The sequence below is a fragment of the Coleofasciculus sp. FACHB-712 genome, from assembly GCF_014695635.1.
Lineage (GTDB): Bacteria > Cyanobacteriota > Cyanobacteriia > Cyanobacteriales > FACHB-T130 > FACHB-T130.
The window spans coordinates 1-17,531 of record NZ_JACJOQ010000584.1 but is presented as its reverse complement, the minus strand read 5'-3'; the positions used below and the strand labels follow the sequence as shown (position 1 = coordinate 17,531).

Genomic DNA, 17,531 nt, shown 5'->3' with positions numbered 1-17,531 from the left:
TTTATTGTCGCTTGTTTATACAAGCTTTTTTAGTTTAACTTAAATTTTCTTGAGAAAGGAAGTTTTCATTGGATAGCTGATTGACTGCTCGGCTCAAAGTAATGAATTGTTACTAATCGCTTTAGTCTTTTTGTAATCCCAAATTCAACCACCTCAAACCTTGAGCTGAAGTGGGTAGGGCTATAAGGTAGCATTGCTTCGTACTTGTGATCGAAAATGCTCTGCTGCCCTAAGATGCGCTTTACATAATCAAGCGCATCCTCCTGCCAATAATCTTTCATGTTCAGTGAGGTTGCCTGAACCGCTGGCATTTGTAGCATCTGAGCCAGCGGAGCATTAACCCACTCTTGAGCATCAGAATCTAGGTCGGTCAGGGACATTGGTTTTGATGAACCTTGCATTCTCTCTAAAATTCCTAGCGAGTTTGAATCAAGTCCCAATTGGGACGAAAAAACTGCATTAGATATTTCAGGTAGATCCGGAGTCTCAGGTTCAGATTCAGCCATTGATGCCAGAATCTTTAGAGGCTGGTTACAACCATCCCAAGTAATTCGAGCATACTTCAGGCGAAGCTTTATTAATACCTTCGCCAATTCGCAGCCCCCTTCGTCGAGCCAAGCTTTGGCGGTAGATTCATTTGATGCTTGGAGAAGTAAGCTTTGATTGCCGATGCCTCTGAAATCAAACCTGTCAAACTCCATTGGCTTCTCTCTTCTTATTCTTAGGAAAGCTGCGATCGCGCAACTCAACGATTATCTCTTCATCTATATATAGATCCCGTGCGAGAAAGGCTAGTTCTCGGACAGTAGGTTTAGCTCCATCTTTCAGCGCTTTTAATCGATCTACTTCCACTCCGCCACGCTCCAACAATTGAACGTAATTTTGCTGTACCAACTCAGCGATAGTTTGAGGTGGTGGTTGAGGTGAAGCTTCTTTACGTAAAGGTTGTTGTTCCTTTGCCTGAAGATATTCAGTGAGAATGTCTTCCAAGCCTTGACTGTTATCAACGCCATTTTCTACACAGTAAATTTTGAAGCGCTTCACCAGCTCTTTGGGAACGTGACCTCTCACTATTTGATAATTTGGATCGTCTTTTTTTCCAGGCACAGTAGCAACTTGGCGATTTTACTCCCATTCTCTCACAATCAACAAAAGCAAAGATGAGTTGCTACTTAGTATTAAAAGGCTATTTAGTATCAAAAGTTAAGTTGCTACTTCCTTGCTTAGGTGTTATCGTAGCAGACATAGACCAAAAGCGCCCAAAACCCTCACCCCGCAAAGAAATCAGGTGAGATTGGGTGACAGAGTTTTTTGCCAAAAAATTAACTCAAACCCAGACAGCAAGAGTTACAGACCACGTTTAACCCTCAACTTTGGAGAAATTAACAATGACAATGACACAGCCATCGCAGGCTGGATTCGCCCGAAACATTCTCGCATTGCCTACAGGAGCCGATGTCGGGGCGGGATTGACCAAGATTTGCATTGGCAGCGGCGCATCGCAGATGAAAGTCAGAATGCCCTCCAAAATTGTGCAAGTGCGCGAAGAATTACACGATATTCTCACTGCAAAAGATGGTGGATATTTCTTCTACCACTCAGGTGAAAGAGAAGATTTAGTCGGGCTTCAGTTCCTTGTTGGAAGTCTTGCGGCGTGGAAGAGTCCAAGCGCACATACAAAGCTGAGTGATGACCCAGTTTTAAAGGGAGAGTTTTGTTTGCACTTACTGTTGGGGAGTTTGGCAAGCCTTTCATTCAGACCAGAATGGAATTTACATCTAGTTCTATCAACCCACAATAAAAGCCTTTTCCAAGAGGTAGTTACGGCTAAAACGCAGGGTTCTCATGTCATCAATTTTGGTGGTAAGAATGCGGTTCAATCACGGGTTAATTTAAAAGTAAGCTTGGTGGTTCCAGAGGGGGCAGGTAGCTACGCTTATTGTGTGTCAGGAACACTTGAACCGTTGATTGACAAGACAGCCAGTGCGATTGGGATTGACATTGGAACCGCCACAACTATCGTCAACATCTTTGCGCCTGGTGGTGCAATTGTGCATCGTAAAGTTCTTGAGATTGGTGGGTGTATTGACCTGCTGGATTTAATCGCATCCGATCCAGAATTAATCCAATTTTTAGGGAGTGGAAAAGTAGGAAGCATAGAGATGATTCGGCAAGGAATTGAATCACGAGAGTTCAAGTATGGTACTCGTAACTTTGACTTCAGACCTATCTATCTACGACATCTAAAGCCTTGGTTAGCTGACCGTTTGAGACTGGCTTTTAAAGAGGTTTCAGAGTGGAGAGATTCCGCGCAGAGTCTTGTCTGTTGGGGTGGAGGTGCTGAACTACCGGGAGTCGCCAAATTACTTGCCAGCCAAGGAATTACAGCCGTCCCCGATGGTTGTTGGGCGAATGCTATCGGATTACAAAGACTAGCTCAAGCAAGATTTGAAAGAGGCAAATAATCATGGCTGAGAATCTACGAGTTCGCATTGAAACTGACATCCAAGACTACCTGAAATCGCAATCAGAAAGAGTCATCGGAAAGCCTTCAAAAGAAGTTACTGGCGCTGACATAACCACCTTGACGAACAGAATCATTTACGAACATAAAATCGCTCAATCAATGGCGAAGCAGGTTCCATTTGCAAAGTTGTTCAGTTGGGTAATGGGGCTGGTTCCCAGCAGTGGCAGTAATAAAGTTGTGGCGTTCAATCAGGGAGGTGAACTACCAACACTCAACAGCAATCAAAGTAAATTAGATGACCTTAGTTTTGATGCTGACCTTGGTGATTTATTTGAAGATGAAGCGGCATGATTCCAAAGCAACTATCAAGCCAAAAGGAGGTTAAAAATGTCACAATCAATTGCTCGTTTAATTCCCAAGTTCAAGCTCTGGCAAACTGTGTCAATTAGGGTTCCCGGTAGCTTATCCCGCCAGCAGTGTGTAATCACCGGAATGCTTTATCAACCCTCAGATTTACATGATTTACCCGGCAGACCGAGATGGGTTTACCAGATTCGATTCAGCAACAACAAGCGCGACTTTCAAACAATTCTTGAAGAAACTGAACTGCAAAAGGTTTAGTAATTTTCGGTCAGTAAGTCAGCGGCATGAAGTTTGACAGGCATCGTCCGCTGACTACTGGCTCCCCCTAACAACGCAGAAGGAGACATTTCAATGATGACAGATTATGAAGTTGGATTCCCCGATGGGCAGTACATCGCGCATGGAGTTGACCTAGACGCCGCTATTGAACTAGCCGATGCATTCCACAAGAACCTCGACCCGCAGCCAATTATTGAGCGCATCGAAGACGCAGAAGTTCGGGGGATAGCTCAACGAATTACGCAGAACCTTTTAAACCATTCAGGAAGAGGAAAAAGGAATTCAACCGACTCCGTAAATTGGGGCTATGTCGTGGAGCGCGTCCGCCGATATAACCAACAACCAAGCGATGACCTGCTCTATCGCATCGGCACCCATGTTGATGCATTGACACCAGAAGACCAAGATTTAATTCAACGTCACCAGCAAGGTTCTCTCAATCCAGAGCAACGCTTTCGGGTCTTGAACTGGATTGTCTGCTGGGGGCTTGAAATTGAACATGACTTAGCGCTATTGATTTTTGGTCGAAATCAACTTCAGGAATGGTTGGAGCGATCGCAGCAAGCCTACCCAGATTTTGAGTTTTTCTTGGTATTTGAAGCTCTTCTCAAAGAACAATCAGGGCTGGAGCCGGGTATCTGTTTCACGATGCACTGGCTGCCAAAACCAGGCGCACCTGAACCGAATCCTGAATGTGATTTCCCGTGGAAAGCTTATTGGGAACCTGCTGATATGTTTTGGCAAGATTGGTTTCCTGGTGGCAATCAATTTGATTTCAACTTAAACATTTATCCCAGCCAAGAAAGCTTCGCGGTTCCCGACTCTTTCTGCGAAAAAGGAGATCGCTATACAACGCCTACTCAACAGGAAGCTGATTTGATGCCGCTAGCAGTAGTTTTGGGAGTCTAAAGATGAAAATTAAAACCTCTCATCTTCTGTTAGCGGCGGCTGCTCTCATCCTTTTATCAAACGGTGAACGGGTGAGAGGTTCACTTGAAAAAAGCGAAGCAATTAGGCAGGAACAATCTACTTTCAATGACTATATCCGGCAGAACCGAACTAAAGCACGGATGGCTGAAAAACTGTCTAAAGTTGCGCTTGATAGATATCGCAACAACTGTATTTTCGTAAGAACAGCGAAGACGACTAGAGAGGATTATTTCAGTGAAGGAACTAGGGTAATGAATCCTCGCTTATCGCAAACTTTGCGCCCTGGAGTCTTTATCTGCAATAGTCTTGGCGATACTGCCATCGTTAGCGATAACGGAACAATTACTGATATCGCACGTATTACGATGACAGACCAAGAAGAATTCAAGCAACTAATTCGGCAGAGGTAATTCAAATGGCGAGATATTCACAAGGTGGCACAAATCAAGCTGCTGGAGCAACTTATTCTTACAGCGGAAGTATGCCTAAAAGCGCAAACAAGTTTCAAATTAATGCACGGCTCATCGCTAAGATTTTAATTTGGGCAACCATTGGGTTTGTCGGGCTTTTAAATGTACAACCGTGGATTGAACTTGCAAAACATATTGCAAAGGAACTCACTAACATTCCCTTCCTTGATAGTCTTGTAAGAATCCCGTTCCTCGGTGGATGGATTGAATGGGGCTTTGCAAATATCATTCCTTTTCTCGCGATCGTAATGTGGAGCCTGTGTCAGCTAAAAGAAATTTTGCCTTCTCTAGTAGAAAATCCGACAGATGAAGCGTATCGTAATCGCTGGATTGCTTACGGATTTGAGAGTGTTATCTGTTTCCTTCGATTTCCCCCTTATGAAGGCGGTGTACAAGCAATAGTGGAAGATGCCCCCAACTGGGATAGTAGCTTGATTCTGTGGTGGACGTTGGTTTTATTTCTTGTCACGATGTTTAGCTTCGAGATGGTATTCAACCTCAGAAAAAACATTCAAGCTAACTTTCGGTAATCTCGTTGGATTCACAGCATTAGCCCCCTTTTTCTATTGGGGGCTTTCTTTTAGGAGGATAAAGATGGAAGAAAATAAGTTAGCTCAAATCACCAAAATTACAAACGATATTGAATTTGAAAATGACTTTGGACAAGAGCCGCTGGGACTAGGACGAATTACAAAAGACCAAGGAGTTATCTCAGTTTGTTCTCTGGCGGCAGCGTTCGTGGGGAGTGCGATCGCTGGTATTCCGTTGGCACTGGTTGTTCTCGCAGTTGGACTCAATGACATTGGTGCTGTCAATCGTTCACGCCGAGCTAATCCTAAGCCAGTAAAAGAAGAGGAGCCAGGAGCAATTGATGTTCCGGCAAGAGAAGTTGAACCGCCAGGTCTGCCGATAACTGAGCAGGATGTTCAGCCCGCTGATTCAACGTCATTAGCAAACTCTGAAAGAGATCGCCTCCAACAAGTTCCAATTGGAGCGTCTTCACCTGCTCAGCCTGTTCAATCAGTTCCAGCAACTCGTCCGCCAAAAAATAAGGAGGAATTATTGAAAGCACTACGTCAACAATGTCCAGCACTTCTCAGTCTGGTTAAGTCCCATCCCATTCGCTGCGTGGGTGTCCAGCGTTCCGGTAAAACTACGTGGGCGAAGAAGCTGGTATTGTTGCGGCTGGTTCTACTTCCCGGTCATCGGGCGATCGCTTCCACTCCACACTACGAACCTACAAATTCTTATCCCGATGCTTTCCAGATTGTAGGTATCAGTAACGGTAAGCGAGACTATCCATCTATTAGAAAAGAGTGGAACGGACTGGCCCAGCGAGTAGAAGACGGACAGGTTAATTCTATTACTACGATTTGGGATGAGTTCGGGTTGATGAACAAAGTTGTGGAAGAAGAAGTTCTTACTGCTGTCTTAACTTCATGCCTGCGAGAAACATTTAAATTTGGTGAGTACCCGGTGTTCATCGTCCACGGTGAAACTCAAGCATTCTTACCAGGCAGTAAAGGTCTAGTAACTGTTTTCCTTGAGGGCACTGTACGAGTCGAGACGGTAGGGGAAAAGACCATTGGAGATGATGGCTTAGAAACTATCCAGCCTACAGGAAAATTTAAAATTCAATGGTTGGATGGAACGAAGGAAGAAGGAAAAATCCCAGACTGGCTTACAGAGGAATTATTGATGGGAATGCTACCTCAATCAATGCTGACGACGATACAGACACCAGTAACGTCACCCGCAGTCGTTACTGAGGAGACGCCAGAATTAGAGGCTGTCGTACCCACTGAAGCAACTACTGAGTTAAAGCTTTCAGATTCGCTAAAAGAACCGCTAAAAAGTATCTGGTTATTTGCTAAAGAGAAGGACGACTGGATAACAGTACGTGACATTCAACGCAAAACCTTTTCAGTTTTGAGAGGGAAAGGTAGCAAAGAAATCCATCAGTATTTTGGACTACTGGCAGACATGGGCTACGGTCAAATCGACGAGGAAGGCAAGTCAGATTCATCTGTCGGGTTCCTCTCCAACTAGCTGTCATGTGCCTTGTCGGGTACGACCCGACAGGCACGACAGCCTCTCCCGACAACCTTCACGACAGTTACCCGACAGATTCACAAGGACAGCACGACAACCTACCCGACAACTCCAGCAGACCTACAACGGCGGCAATCAAAAACAGTCTTGAAATGAAATTTAAAATAATAGGAGGACAATCAGATGACAGAACCTAAGCGAAAACAAAAACTCAGTGGTGCAGCCGCTTGGAAGGAGGTGCTGGTGATGAATAAGTTTGCTGCCCGGTTGATTGAACTAATTATGCGATCACTCCCAGATTCGTTCGTGGAAGAAATCAATGCCGCCAGTTTGGATGAACTGGATGAGAGAGGTCTAATAATCTGGGCAGATGGAGGGAGCGATGAGAACTAGATTTGGCAGAAGAACCCGTAGAAGACTTAGGAATATTGCCATAGGAGCGATCGCAGTTGGGTGCGCTTTTGGATTCCTTGCTCTCTTGGCTCAGCCAAAGGAACTGCACAAGGGGATGTTACTGGGTTTTGGGTTTGGGTTGTGCTGCGGGATTCGACTAACTGAAGATTAAATCCCAATCGATATTTTTTTGCCCTGAAGTCTTTAGTCACGAGAGGTCACACCCTTATCCAGCCCCGGTCAAAGCCGTTCTATTTTTCGGGAGCGCTCGTGACCCGTGACTAATTTAAATCGGCGATCGCCTACCTTGCTTCCACTGATAATCGCCCTAATTTGCAATTATGTTTTGGATCTGAGTTGAAGACCCAATTGGGACTTCCTCTGAACTCATTCAGTACAGACAACAAACAATGTGCGGAACTTGAAAGTATCGCTGCTTGTGTAAGCAGCTAGTTACCGCAGTTACTAAAATCTTTTCTCTTATTTCACAAATAACGAGTCAGCCCACTCACGTTGATTTATATAAGAGGTGTTCAATGACTCGACAAGCTCTAACTGAGCGTCAACGTCAACTCATCCAAAATTATGCTTACTCTCAGATGCAAATGACTCCAGAAGATTTTCTTTGCAAGTGGGAATTAACCTACGAACAAATTTCTTTAATCTGCAATCGCGCGCCTGGAACAGTGAATTCTTGGTTCTCTAGTCAGAAAACCCATCGTCCCACTAGAAATGATATGCGTCACCTTGCTTTAGTTAATTTTCTCTTGGAGAACTACGAGTCAATTCCAGAAGACATCATAAATCTACTCTGTCCACCCTATTTAGATTAAGGGGAATAGTCGGTCAAACAGTCAATATCCGATTGATATTCTTTGACCGTTACCTTTCTATTACTTTGGGAAAGTTAGCAGATTACTGAGAGCCTTTAACTCAGCTTTACTGCGTTATTTTACTGGAAGAATCCTAATGAGTTTAACTTTATTCGTCAATCAAAGAGATGTTCGCTGACGCTTTAATACTAGCCTGCTTGACGGCATTGGTGATTAACTCCCCGTCTCTTGGATGCAGTTCCCTCGGTGCAATTCGGAACAACAAGCCCCAGTTTGGCGTTTTCATGTTGTCAAACATCCGAAGGTCTTTGCTGATAGAGAGGACGGGGACACCAGCTTCCGGTGGGACACTGGCGACCACTTTGACTTTGACTCGGCAGGGAAAGAGCGCCTGCTTCCAAATTCTGGATAAGTCGTTGTAAGGTTCAGAGGTAACTTCCAACACTGCGATCCAGCGGGAGACACCAGTTAAGTAACCAAGCAAGTAGTCTCCTGGCTTGATGCGTTTCACTGTATTCTGGCGGGTTTCGGGAAAGCCCATTACTTCGCCTCCAGCATCTTGAAATTCTTGCCAGGTTGTTGCGTTGAACAGACTCAACCAGTAGGTGCAATCACGCATTTTTTACATCCAGGTATTTTACTCTTCATCCTCAGTATCGCGCCCCATGCGGTATTTGATGTCATAGTTGATAATGAAATCAAGCTCATTATCTGTAAAACCGTAATGCTGTGCTAGTAACCGATCAATTTTGTCGATTATGGGCTTAGACAAAGATGGATAAAACTCTTGAAGCTCAGCATCTCTACGGGTACGTATCCGCGAATTGTTTTTATAGTCATCCATTAAAATATCAAAGAGATTGGCTGTCTTTTCTAAGGCCATATTTGATGGTTCACCAATGGCAAAAAACTTCACATCATCTCCCGTTAGGTTGCGACAATTTCCAACCATTACAAACCAGATAAAGAATAAATTACTATTCAAAACTGCACCAATAAACTTTCCATACAGATCGTCATTTACATACAGATCACGAAAATGATGAACTGATCTATCTTGGCTAGGCGATTTAAAAAATGGTTCAAAGTCCATTGCCCTAATCCAGTACAAAGGGCTTCGATGGTAGTGTAATAGGTATCCTGAAGCGCGAGATAAATGTTTTCCAATTTTACTTTCTTGGGCTAATACTTTCTGTACTACACCAACTGCTAAATCAGTACCAATTTTAGGTATAGAGTAAGGAAGAAGAACAGAAGTTGCCTCTCGATAGGATAAATTTTCAAACAAAAATGGTCGCTCATCCGTATACCACTGGTTATACTTCGTTGAGTAATTCTTCGGGATAACATCCAACTTACCACCCAAAAATAGACTTAAGCGCAAGTTAACCCCTTCAAACAGCTTTCCAGGTCTGAAAGAATAACTACTAATCCATGTAATTGGATATTCTCTCTGAAGAACATCTCTTAAAGTCTGAGTAGCTCCTAAGCTGATTGCACTGACTGGAACAATCATTCCGAAACGTCCTTCTTTTTTTTGTAGAAAAGCAGAACGCTCCATTGTAAAAGCATATAAATTACGAGAAGGTTCAGATTCATAACCATGAACCTTATACTCTTTAACTTTGTTAGACTCAACGTAAGGCGGGTTTCCAATAATTATATCAAAGCCACCTTGAGCTATGATTCTATAAAATTCAACAAACCAATGAAAAGGTTGATGGTTAACTAACCAGTTTTCATACTCCTTTGTTTTTTTTGATAACCCAATTGTGTAGAGTTCCGCTAAATAGCGATTAAGTTCTTGATTTAACGCACGCAACCGATTACGAAGTTGATTTTTGGCTTCCCGAAAACTTACTTTATCGATGGCTTGTTCTGTTTGAACGGAGCGAAATAATTGAAACGCCTGATCTGCTTCTTCTGCATTTCTATTAATGCGCTCCATGTCACTAAACAGATCAAGTTTTTTTTGCTGGTTGCCTTCAACAGCTTCCTTAACTTTTTCGTAGTTAACAAAACCAACCAGTGTATTACCTGCCCGAATATTGAAATCAATATCTGGTAACGGTTCTAAGCCATAGTTCGGGGCATAGGGATCTCGCTCTACTTGAGATACCAGCTTCAGAAATAAGCGAAGCTTACAAATTTCTGTTGCTTCCTCCATGATGTCCACCCCATAGAGGTTATTGAGGATGATGGACTTGAGGATGAAGTAGCGGCGGTTGGGATGCTGTGCAACTCGGTTAAGGATTTTGCGTAAGTCACCAAAGGTTTCTGGGTGATGAGGATGATCCGATCGCTTCAAATCATCTAAAAACACCTGCATTCGCTCTAAACAGGAATCATACAAGGGTTCTAGGATGTTCAGAGCAGCAAATAGGAAGGCCCCAGAGCCACAAGTGGGATCGAGGATCGAAACTTGGCAGATGGCATTGTAGAATGCCCTCACCAATTCAGACCCCTCACAGTTCTCAATCACATCCTGGGCAAACTGCCGGATGTCCAGGTTGAGAGTAATCAAATCATCAATCGAATGAACCTTTCCATCTGACAGTTTTTCCCGTAGCTCTAAGCATCGCTGGCGGCGGGTAATATGCTCCCGCCATGTTTCAGTTGGTAGGGCATACTCGCTGTCAGCAGGGCGATTCCATCCCTGCCGTTGAGAAATGTCTGCCATGCCAGCCGTGATTGCATCTGGAAGAGGCAGCTCCACCCCCTTTTGCATTGCTGTGTAGATGTAGCGGTTGGGGTTATCTTTCAGCAAACGCCAAACGCTTCCATTAGGCTGGAAGGCAATGCTACAGGATTTTTCCGCTGCATTGAACAGAAAGGGAATGATGGTGTTTTTGCTGATGTACTCGGTGATGTCTTCCTTGGTGTAGTACGCGCCCATCTGTTTTTGGTTGATGTACTTCTCGAAGATATAGCCCAACACATCCGGATTGATTTCACGATCGTTGTGCAGGGGGCGATCGTCTAAATGCCAATAGTACTCATCGAAAAAGTCAAAGACCTTCTCAAATGCCTGATCAGGAATTTGGATGTCTGGGTATTTCTCTTCCAACTGGTGAACCTCGAACAAGCCGCCATTCAGGTAGGGGACTTTGCCAAGAAGCTGCTCCAGTTCAGGGGAGCGTATTGGATCTCCTAAGCCGCTATGGAACAGTTTCAGGAGGAAGTAGCGGTAAAACGAGTGGAAACTGCCTTGCCCCTTGAGCGACTGACAAGACTGAAGGCGATCGCGCAAATAGTTGGTGTTGCCATCCAGAAAGTCCTTCTTCTGAATGAAATAGACGAACATCAAGCGGTTCAGCATCAACGAGCAGTACCACTCCTGGTCAAACTGGGAGTGGATACCCGCAATGAACTTGAGAAACAGCCCATGCTCCTTTTTGAACCGTTCGTAAAACTTCTTTGTCACCCGGTCCACATCGAAAGCTCGCCGGGTACGGCTGGTGACATCAACCAGCGTTAGCTGGTCCTCTTCATCAAAAGCGACAGCGAGAGCTTCCAGCTTTTGCAGCAAGGCATCCCCTGACTGGCTCTTATGGAACTGATGGAATCGATTGGCTTGGGGTTTACCTGGATCACGTCTGACCCACTGCCACACCTGCTCAGTCTCGCCTTGGTCGATGTAGATCAGCACATTCTCCAGGCTGTAGCGAGAGACTTCTTTGTGAATCTTGGTACGAGTAACAGAATTAGGAATCGTCCCATCTTCAGACAGACAGGTATAAACGACTTGTCCCCGCTTTTCAGCAACAGGTTTGAGTGCGTAGGACTTGTTCTCTATTAGGAGCGAGAGGGGTTGGGAAGAATAGTTATCCCATCCCAATTCCTCAATAAATAAGAGTTGGAATTGGAATTGCTTAAGGTATTGCTGCGATCGCTTCAAATCAATTTGCATAGGTCTTACGCTTGTGCTTCAAAAAGTCCCATCGAACAGATGATTTGCGGCTCACGCTGATCATCATCTTCATTCACCAAACAGAGGCGGTCATCCATGCGGAGGACTACCACCAGTTCCGCCAATTGCTGATCGCTCACACCGCTCTTAAGTTGGCGGTTGAGTGTATCGGTTGCCGATTGCCGCAAGGGGTAACGGTAGATTTCATCGATCGCTTTTAGCAGGTCTGCTGATTCAAATAGGGTTCCCTTCACCTCCTCGGCATACCGCTTCAACCGTTCATAGGTACGGAATCTAGCCCCTGACGGTCTACCCATTTGACCTCCTACCCGCTTCTCATCCTCCACAATCATGTTGGCTCCCTTCTCTACCAGTTCATGATGTTGAGAAGAACGGGGTAACGGTGGTGTGTCGGGTTCACACGCTGCTATTCGCAAAATTGCCAATTGGGATTGAGTAACGCTGTTACCGTCTCGGTCTACCCATGCCAGCGCGTCATTACCTTCAGTGGTTCGCATATAGAGCAAAACCCCTTCTGGTTGAGTTGCTGTAGGAGAGTGAGCGTTGGTGGAATAAACCACATTAGGTAACTCCTCGATCGCTTTCCTTAGAGCCGGGTTTTCATCCGTTGCATTCTTCCAAATTTGGAAAGCTTCTGAGGTGAGGTCTACTTCGCTATCTTCCTCATCATCAAAAATGTCAGTCTTTTCGTGATACAGGTCGAGAATCACTTGATCAGCCGTGTCCTCAAAGAAAGCTTCGTCCGTGCCCACGACTTCAGCATTTTCCTGAAGCCTGCGCCGGAGTCTGCCACGCAAATTAATCAACCGCTCTACCCCTTCAGCCGGGAGGAAGGAATAACAGAGGATTTCATCTGCATTCTGTCCAATCCGGTCTACCCGTCCAGCCCTCTGAATGAGTCGGATAATTGCCCAAGGCAGATCGTAGTTGACAACGATGGCTGAATCCTGAAGGTTTTGACCTTCACTCAAGACATCGGTCGCAATTAACACCCGGATCTCGTTACTTTCCAAAACACTGTTGCGCTTGTCGTTGCTCTTAGGGCTAAAGCGGTAGGCGATCGCTGTGGGGTCAGGAGAGTTACCTGTGACATATTCCACTTGCGCTACCCCTTTCGCCTGTAGCTGTGTTCCTAAGAAACAGGCGGTGTCTGCAAATTGGCTGAAGATTAGGACTTTGCGATCGGGATGCTCTTTCTGTAGAAGCTGCACTAATGCCGCAAATTTCTGATCCAGGTCAGCATTCCAAACCGGGCAAAGGCTCAATATCTCAATGAGAGAACGGGCATCCTCTAGCAGATGGGCTGCCAGCCGCTTTGTGAAGAGGTCAGGGCGAATCCACTTGAAACGACGCTCATACTGAGTGGCATAAAGGTTATAAACCTCAGCCGCTCGACAGCGGTACTCCGTTTCTGCCTGGGTAGACAGTTCCTCGGTTGCTGCATCAGTTGGCTCGTCTTCGGTTTCTGCATCAAACAAGGTGGCAGCGATCGAGTCAGAGTCTTCATCGCTGTAGCGAGTGTCGAGCAAGTCAGCGTCCTGAGTTCCAATGGGAATGTCTAAGCCGTTTTTAATTGCATGGAGATAGATGAAGTTACGCAGAACATGACGCTCGATCGACTGAATGAAGGCTTGCCCACTACTCTCAAGCCGTTTGAACAGATTGGTACGACAGAAGCCCATTAACCGCCTGCCTGCACGGGACAAACCACTGAGAATGAGTTGCTCAGCAGCATTAGGGGGTGTGGCGTGGCGCGGAACTTCGTAGTTACCAAGCCCATAGCGGGGTAGGTTCAGGTCATTAATCACCTGCACCACCTGGTCTGAGTAGAGACGGGCATAGGGATCAGAGCCAGGGCTACCGATCGCAAAACGAGCAGTTTTTGGGACACGAATCGGAAAGTAAGACCGAGAGCCATCTTGAAATTCCAGGTACTTGCGCCCGTCAGATGGATCGGTTTTGGCGTAGTTTTCTTTGATGAAGCTGCGAGTACGACGAATCATGTACAATTTCATCAAATCTCGCCAGTCATCGGCAAACTCGCTCTGCTCAAAGGCTCGAAGCGATTTAACCGGGATTTGAGCGTGCCGTCGTCGGAATTCCATCTCATTGCCCAGGTTACTGATCAATTGCTCCGGACGAATGCCCAGGTCTTTATCCTCTGGAATGAACAAGCGGAGTTGAGACGAGAGATCCAGGTAAGTTTTGTTGTAGGGCGTTGCCGTCAGCAAAATACACTTGCTCTCGTTGATAGCAATGTATTCCTGAATTGCCCGATAGCGCCGCCCGCCCCGGTTCCGCAGGTTATGACTTTCATCAATCAGAACGACTCGGTAGCGCCGGAGATTAGGTAGCTTCGTTTGAACCTGGCTAATTGGCAAAACTTCAGCTATCAGGCGGTATTCCCGCACATAGTCTTGCCACATGGGAACAAGGTTTTTTGGGCAAATAATCAGGGTTTCAAGGAAGGAGTCTTCTTGTAGGATTCGCGCCAGGGCAGTACCCACCAGCGTCTTTCCTAACCCCACCACGTCCCCTATCAGTACCCCACCCCGCTTGTTGACGTGGTGAGCCGCAATCTGAACAGCAGCTTTTTGGAAGTCAAAGAGGCGATCTCCAAAGTCGCGAGGGATTCGGTACTCAGACAACCCAGCACGGGCTTCCTGAGAAAGGTGGTAAGCCATCTTCAGGTAGACATGGTAGGGCGGTACTAACTCTTCCCGTGCCCAACTTTCATCAATCAGCTTTGCTAGTTCATCTGAAATATCAACGCAAAAGCGGTCTCGCCAGCGATCATCGAACCACCGCTGCAATTTGTTGGTAGCATCCAGCTCCAAAACATCAACGTTCAATTCTCCCTGTTTGCCCAAGCCAGATAGTGTTAGGTTGCTACTTCCCAAGAACCCGACGATCGGGGAATTAATTGCATTAGGGTGGTGGATGAGATACAGCTTGGCGTGAAGGGTGTGCCGTAGAAACAGTTTGACGATGAGCTTTTTAGATTTCAGTTGGGCACGCAACCGCTTTAAGCCTTCTTCATCTTGGTTAGTCGGTGCGCCAATCGTTAATTGCTCTCGAAATTCCTCCGCAATACGCTTTTTCAGGCGAACGGCTTCTCCCTGGTCAATGCCTTTATCGCCAGCGCCGAGGGATCGTGCAGCATGAAGCTCATCTTTGGGTAAAGTCTGCATTCCAACCAACAGACGACAGCAATTCCCTTCGCCACCAGAGAATTGCTCGATCAGATCATTGAGCAGTCGCCATCCCCTGAGATTAAAGTAGCCTACGCAAAAGTCAGCCCGTTTTGCTGCTCTAAGATTATCCTTGAGGGCTGGAAGCAGCGGTAAGTCGATGTTGTCAAAGATTCTTGGCATAAGATCGGTTCCTAATTATCCTCAAGATTGAAAGAGCGTTGCAGTAACGCTTGCTGGTTGATATTTAATGCAATGCTTCAAGTAAGGAGCAATAAAAGTCTTTACCTAAATCTGCTTTACCGCTGCGATAGTTGCCAGCAACTTTGTGTATAACAACTTTTTCTCCTGAATCTTGAGCAGAAAAAAGGTTCATTGAATACCTACTGCAATCACCTTTTTTCCCCTACAACTAATTTGTCAAATACTTCTCTAACAAACCTTTGCCCTGCTCTCCTATTTCCTCTAGCTTTTGCTCAACCAACTTCATTGCCATTGGTGAAGGTTGAGCGCGTCCATTTTCCCAGCGGTTAACCGTAGAGTAAGTAACACCCAAATTGGATGCAAACTGTTCTTGTGTTAGCCCAGTTACCAGCCGAAGTTCGTGAATGAGCTTGCCAATTTCGGGCTGATTCATTATCAAGGGTCTTTTCATGACCATCCAGATGTTGAACCTCAAATGCGCCACATAACGCAGCGCACTACATATCATGCGCTACATCTTAGCTATCCCCAAACTTGGATGGCATTCGAGAAAACACTGAAAAAAATATTGAATGGACAAGTCCAGTTTGTCCAGTAGACAAAGTTAATTGCCCCTGTCCACTTGCCTTGAAGTTGATTTAATTCCTTCGTTCTGGCTCTCTATCGCCTATTACTGCTAGTGAAATGATCGCCAGCAAGAGCCTATCCCGTTTGCTCAATTCCCCAGAACTGTTCATAGCAATCGCACCCTCACCCCCCGCCGAGTGTAGGGAATATCCAACCGCTCCACAGCTTTACGCTTCGTTTCTTCTGCGCGTCGGTCATACTTCGCCGTCGTCACTGGTGATGCGTGTCCCGCGAGTTTCTGCACCGTGACAATATCAGTCCCGGCGTCCAGCAAATCCGAGCAGAACGTTCTGCGGAAGTCGTGGGGCGAGAACGCCGCTACCCCAGCTTCAGTAGCGCGTTTTTGCACAATCAATAACACAGCCTGGGGAGTCATCCGCCGCAGTTCCACCCGTCCGCCTTTCCTGAAAGGACACAAAAGCCGTCTCAGTGATTTACCTCTGATGACAAGCCAATCTTCCACGAGTGCGATCGCTTCTTAGCCTGACCTTTAACCAAAATCTCTATCAGGCTCAGGGATTGAAACCATCATCAGCAATTTAGGTTCCATGTTGGACTTACTTTCACCAAGCCCAAATCGCTATCAGGCTACATCTGTGGCTCTACTCGGTGATTGGTTACTTCAGGACAACGCTCAATCCGGTCTAGTTGGTAGCCTTGTTTTTCTAAGCGTTCCACAAATTCATTCGGGTCAAAATTGATTTTGGGTTGTGGTGATGGCTGTGCTGAGTGCCTGATTTGCTTGAGTTTAGCTTTCCGTCCCATTGACCCGTTTTCTTTTTAGCTCTGTCATTGTTTGGATAGGTGCGCTCACCTGTAATTTAAAAAGAAACCCCCAAGCCAACGAAGGGCTAAGGGGTTTCTTTTTAATGCGCTGCGCTGCGTCGAGCTGCGATGAGTCGAGGCGAGCTGCGCTGCGTCGAGCTGCGATACGTCGAGCTGCGATGCGATGCGTTGAGTCGTAATGACGTTATGCTTTTAAGGCACAATTTAACTTTAATTTAAACACAGTTAAATTGCAATATATTTCCTGCTAAATAATTCTAAAACTTTCGTTCGTTTACTGTTGAGGCTTTAACCTAATTCGTAAGGATTCAGGTGGTGGAGTATTGACAAGTGTAATCGGGGAGGCAGAAGATAGCAATTATGGAAAAAGACCTGCCCCCAAAACTGGAAAGTGAGATATTGAAACAGTTGGCGACAGAGCAACTAGAGAGATAATTATTTTTCTACTGAGTTTTCATTCAGCGTGCTTTTAATCAAGCTTTGAGATGACGCCTGAATATCTGGAATGCAAATGACTCCCTGTTACTTACTCACCTTCTCGCGTCACAGCGCTCTCCATTTTTTTGGCATTCCAAGTCCCAATTGGGTCTTGGGACTTGAGAAGCTGCGCTAGCAAGCTACCCCCAAATCGTGGTAAATCATTGGGCATTGATGGGTAGCCTCAATGAAAATAGATCGGCACGGTCAAGCCAAGATTTTATCTGTAGTAGAAATTCAATCGCTGTTCAATTCGGGTCTGCAAACCGAACGAGATCGCGCCTTATTCGGCATCTGCCTCTACACCGGCTGTCGCATCCGAGAAGCCTGTACCCTAAAGACAGCTGATGTCTACGATCGCAAAGGAATCGTGCGACCCGATTTAATTATTCGCAAAGGAAACACCAAAGGCAAACTAGCAACTCGCTGCATCCCCGTCATCGAAGAATTGCGGTCACTGTTAGTTGACTACTACCCCACACCCCGAACCTGGTTCTTATTCCCCGGTCGCCACGGTCAAGGACACCT

General features: G+C 45.8%; 20 protein-coding genes and 1 pseudogene. 11 read left to right on the top strand and 10 right to left on the bottom strand.

Going from position 1 to position 17,531, the window contains the following annotated elements:
- Positions 1 to 65 precede the first annotated feature (65 nt).
- On the bottom strand, positions 66 to 701 hold the full coding sequence (locus H6F50_RS21290; protein ID WP_190430247.1) for a hypothetical protein: 636 nt from the start codon (positions 699 to 701) through the stop codon (positions 66 to 68).
- Positions 691 to 1,107 (bottom strand): hypothetical protein, encoded by a 417-nt coding sequence (locus H6F50_RS21285; protein ID WP_190430246.1) that lies wholly within the window; start codon positions 1,105 to 1,107, stop codon positions 691 to 693. The genes H6F50_RS21290 and H6F50_RS21285 overlap by 11 nt, the downstream gene beginning before the upstream one ends.
- 281 nt (positions 1,108 to 1,388) lie before the next feature.
- On the opposite strand from H6F50_RS21285, the gene H6F50_RS21280 reads away from it, so the two are divergent.
- From H6F50_RS21280 to H6F50_RS21240, 9 genes are all read left to right on the top strand, one after another.
- Entirely contained in the window at positions 1,389 to 2,465 is a 1,077-nt protein-coding gene (locus tag H6F50_RS21280; RefSeq protein WP_190430245.1) for a hypothetical protein, read from the top strand.
- A gap of 2 nt (positions 2,466 to 2,467) precedes the next feature.
- On the top strand, positions 2,468 to 2,818 hold the full coding sequence (locus tag H6F50_RS21275; protein ID WP_190430244.1) for a hypothetical protein: 351 nt from the start codon (positions 2,468 to 2,470) through the stop codon (positions 2,816 to 2,818).
- A 36-nt stretch (positions 2,819 to 2,854) separates the two neighbouring features.
- The gene (locus H6F50_RS21270; protein WP_190430243.1) at positions 2,855 to 3,088 is read left to right on the top strand and encodes a hypothetical protein; all 234 of its coding nucleotides are present in this window, start codon (positions 2,855 to 2,857) and stop codon (positions 3,086 to 3,088) included.
- Positions 3,089 to 3,181: 93 nt separating this feature from the next.
- Positions 3,182 to 4,018, top strand: coding sequence for a hypothetical protein (locus tag H6F50_RS21265; protein WP_190430242.1), 837 nt, complete (start codon positions 3,182 to 3,184; stop codon positions 4,016 to 4,018).
- A 2-nt stretch (positions 4,019 to 4,020) separates the two neighbouring features.
- The gene (locus H6F50_RS21260; RefSeq protein WP_190430241.1) at positions 4,021 to 4,449 is read left to right on the top strand and encodes a hypothetical protein; all 429 of its coding nucleotides are present in this window, start codon (positions 4,021 to 4,023) and stop codon (positions 4,447 to 4,449) included.
- Between the two features lie 5 nt (positions 4,450 to 4,454).
- Positions 4,455 to 5,039, top strand: a complete 585-nt coding sequence (locus H6F50_RS21255) for a hypothetical protein (RefSeq protein WP_190430240.1) — start codon at positions 4,455 to 4,457, stop codon at positions 5,037 to 5,039.
- 64 nt (positions 5,040 to 5,103) lie between these two features.
- Positions 5,104 to 6,558 carry a hypothetical protein gene (locus H6F50_RS21250; protein WP_190430239.1) on the top strand — a complete coding sequence of 485 codons (1,455 nt, stop codon included), beginning with the start codon at positions 5,104 to 5,106 and terminating at the stop codon, positions 6,556 to 6,558.
- A gap of 12 nt (positions 6,559 to 6,570) precedes the next feature.
- Complete coding sequence (locus H6F50_RS21245) at positions 6,571 to 6,717, top strand: hypothetical protein (RefSeq protein WP_190430238.1); 147 nt, start codon at positions 6,571 to 6,573, stop codon at positions 6,715 to 6,717.
- A gap of 27 nt (positions 6,718 to 6,744) precedes the next feature.
- Positions 6,745 to 6,954 carry a hypothetical protein gene (locus H6F50_RS21240; RefSeq protein WP_190430237.1) on the top strand — a complete coding sequence of 70 codons (210 nt, stop codon included), beginning with the start codon at positions 6,745 to 6,747 and terminating at the stop codon, positions 6,952 to 6,954.
- A gap of 26 nt (positions 6,955 to 6,980) precedes the next feature.
- Here H6F50_RS21240 and H6F50_RS21235 read toward each other — a convergent pair whose 3' ends face one another.
- Entirely contained in the window at positions 6,981 to 7,166 is a 186-nt protein-coding gene (locus H6F50_RS21235; protein WP_190430236.1) for a hypothetical protein, read from the bottom strand.
- 324 nt (positions 7,167 to 7,490) lie between these two features.
- Here H6F50_RS21235 and H6F50_RS21230 point away from each other — a divergent pair, with 324 nt between their 5' ends.
- Complete coding sequence (locus tag H6F50_RS21230) at positions 7,491 to 7,787, top strand: helix-turn-helix domain-containing protein (RefSeq protein WP_190430235.1); 297 nt, start codon at positions 7,491 to 7,493, stop codon at positions 7,785 to 7,787.
- 148 nt (positions 7,788 to 7,935) lie between these two features.
- On the opposite strand, the gene H6F50_RS21225 is transcribed toward H6F50_RS21230, so the two are convergent.
- The 7 genes and pseudogenes from H6F50_RS21225 to H6F50_RS21200 form a co-directional block, all read right to left on the bottom strand.
- Complete coding sequence (locus H6F50_RS21225; RefSeq protein WP_190430234.1) at positions 7,936 to 8,406, bottom strand: EVE domain-containing protein; 471 nt, start codon at positions 8,404 to 8,406, stop codon at positions 7,936 to 7,938.
- 18 nt (positions 8,407 to 8,424) lie between these two features.
- A complete protein-coding gene (locus H6F50_RS21220) occupies positions 8,425 to 11,697 on the bottom strand; it encodes a DNA methyltransferase (protein WP_190430233.1) in 3,273 nt (1,090 codons plus the stop codon).
- A 5-nt stretch (positions 11,698 to 11,702) separates the two neighbouring features.
- Positions 11,703 to 15,092, bottom strand: a complete 3,390-nt coding sequence (locus H6F50_RS21215) for a helicase-related protein (RefSeq protein ID WP_190430232.1) — start codon at positions 15,090 to 15,092, stop codon at positions 11,703 to 11,705.
- Positions 15,093 to 15,156: 64 nt separating this feature from the next.
- A complete protein-coding gene (locus H6F50_RS27750) occupies positions 15,157 to 15,285 on the bottom strand; it encodes a hypothetical protein (protein ID WP_277879371.1) in 129 nt (42 codons plus the stop codon).
- Positions 15,286 to 15,321: 36 nt separating this feature from the next.
- On the bottom strand, positions 15,322 to 15,546 hold the full coding sequence (locus H6F50_RS21210) for a helix-turn-helix transcriptional regulator (protein ID WP_242029143.1): 225 nt from the start codon (positions 15,544 to 15,546) through the stop codon (positions 15,322 to 15,324).
- 300 nt (positions 15,547 to 15,846) lie between these two features.
- A pseudogene (locus H6F50_RS21205) lies at positions 15,847 to 16,215 on the bottom strand (tyrosine-type recombinase/integrase); the annotation flags it as partial.
- A 113-nt stretch (positions 16,216 to 16,328) separates the two neighbouring features.
- Complete coding sequence (locus H6F50_RS21200) at positions 16,329 to 16,505, bottom strand: hypothetical protein (protein WP_190430230.1); 177 nt, start codon at positions 16,503 to 16,505, stop codon at positions 16,329 to 16,331.
- A 685-nt stretch (positions 16,506 to 17,190) separates the two neighbouring features.
- Here H6F50_RS21200 and H6F50_RS21195 point away from each other — a divergent pair.
- Positions 17,191 to 17,531, top strand: a 341-nt coding sequence (locus H6F50_RS21195; RefSeq protein ID WP_190430229.1) for a site-specific integrase, incomplete at its 3' end; no start/stop codon positions are given.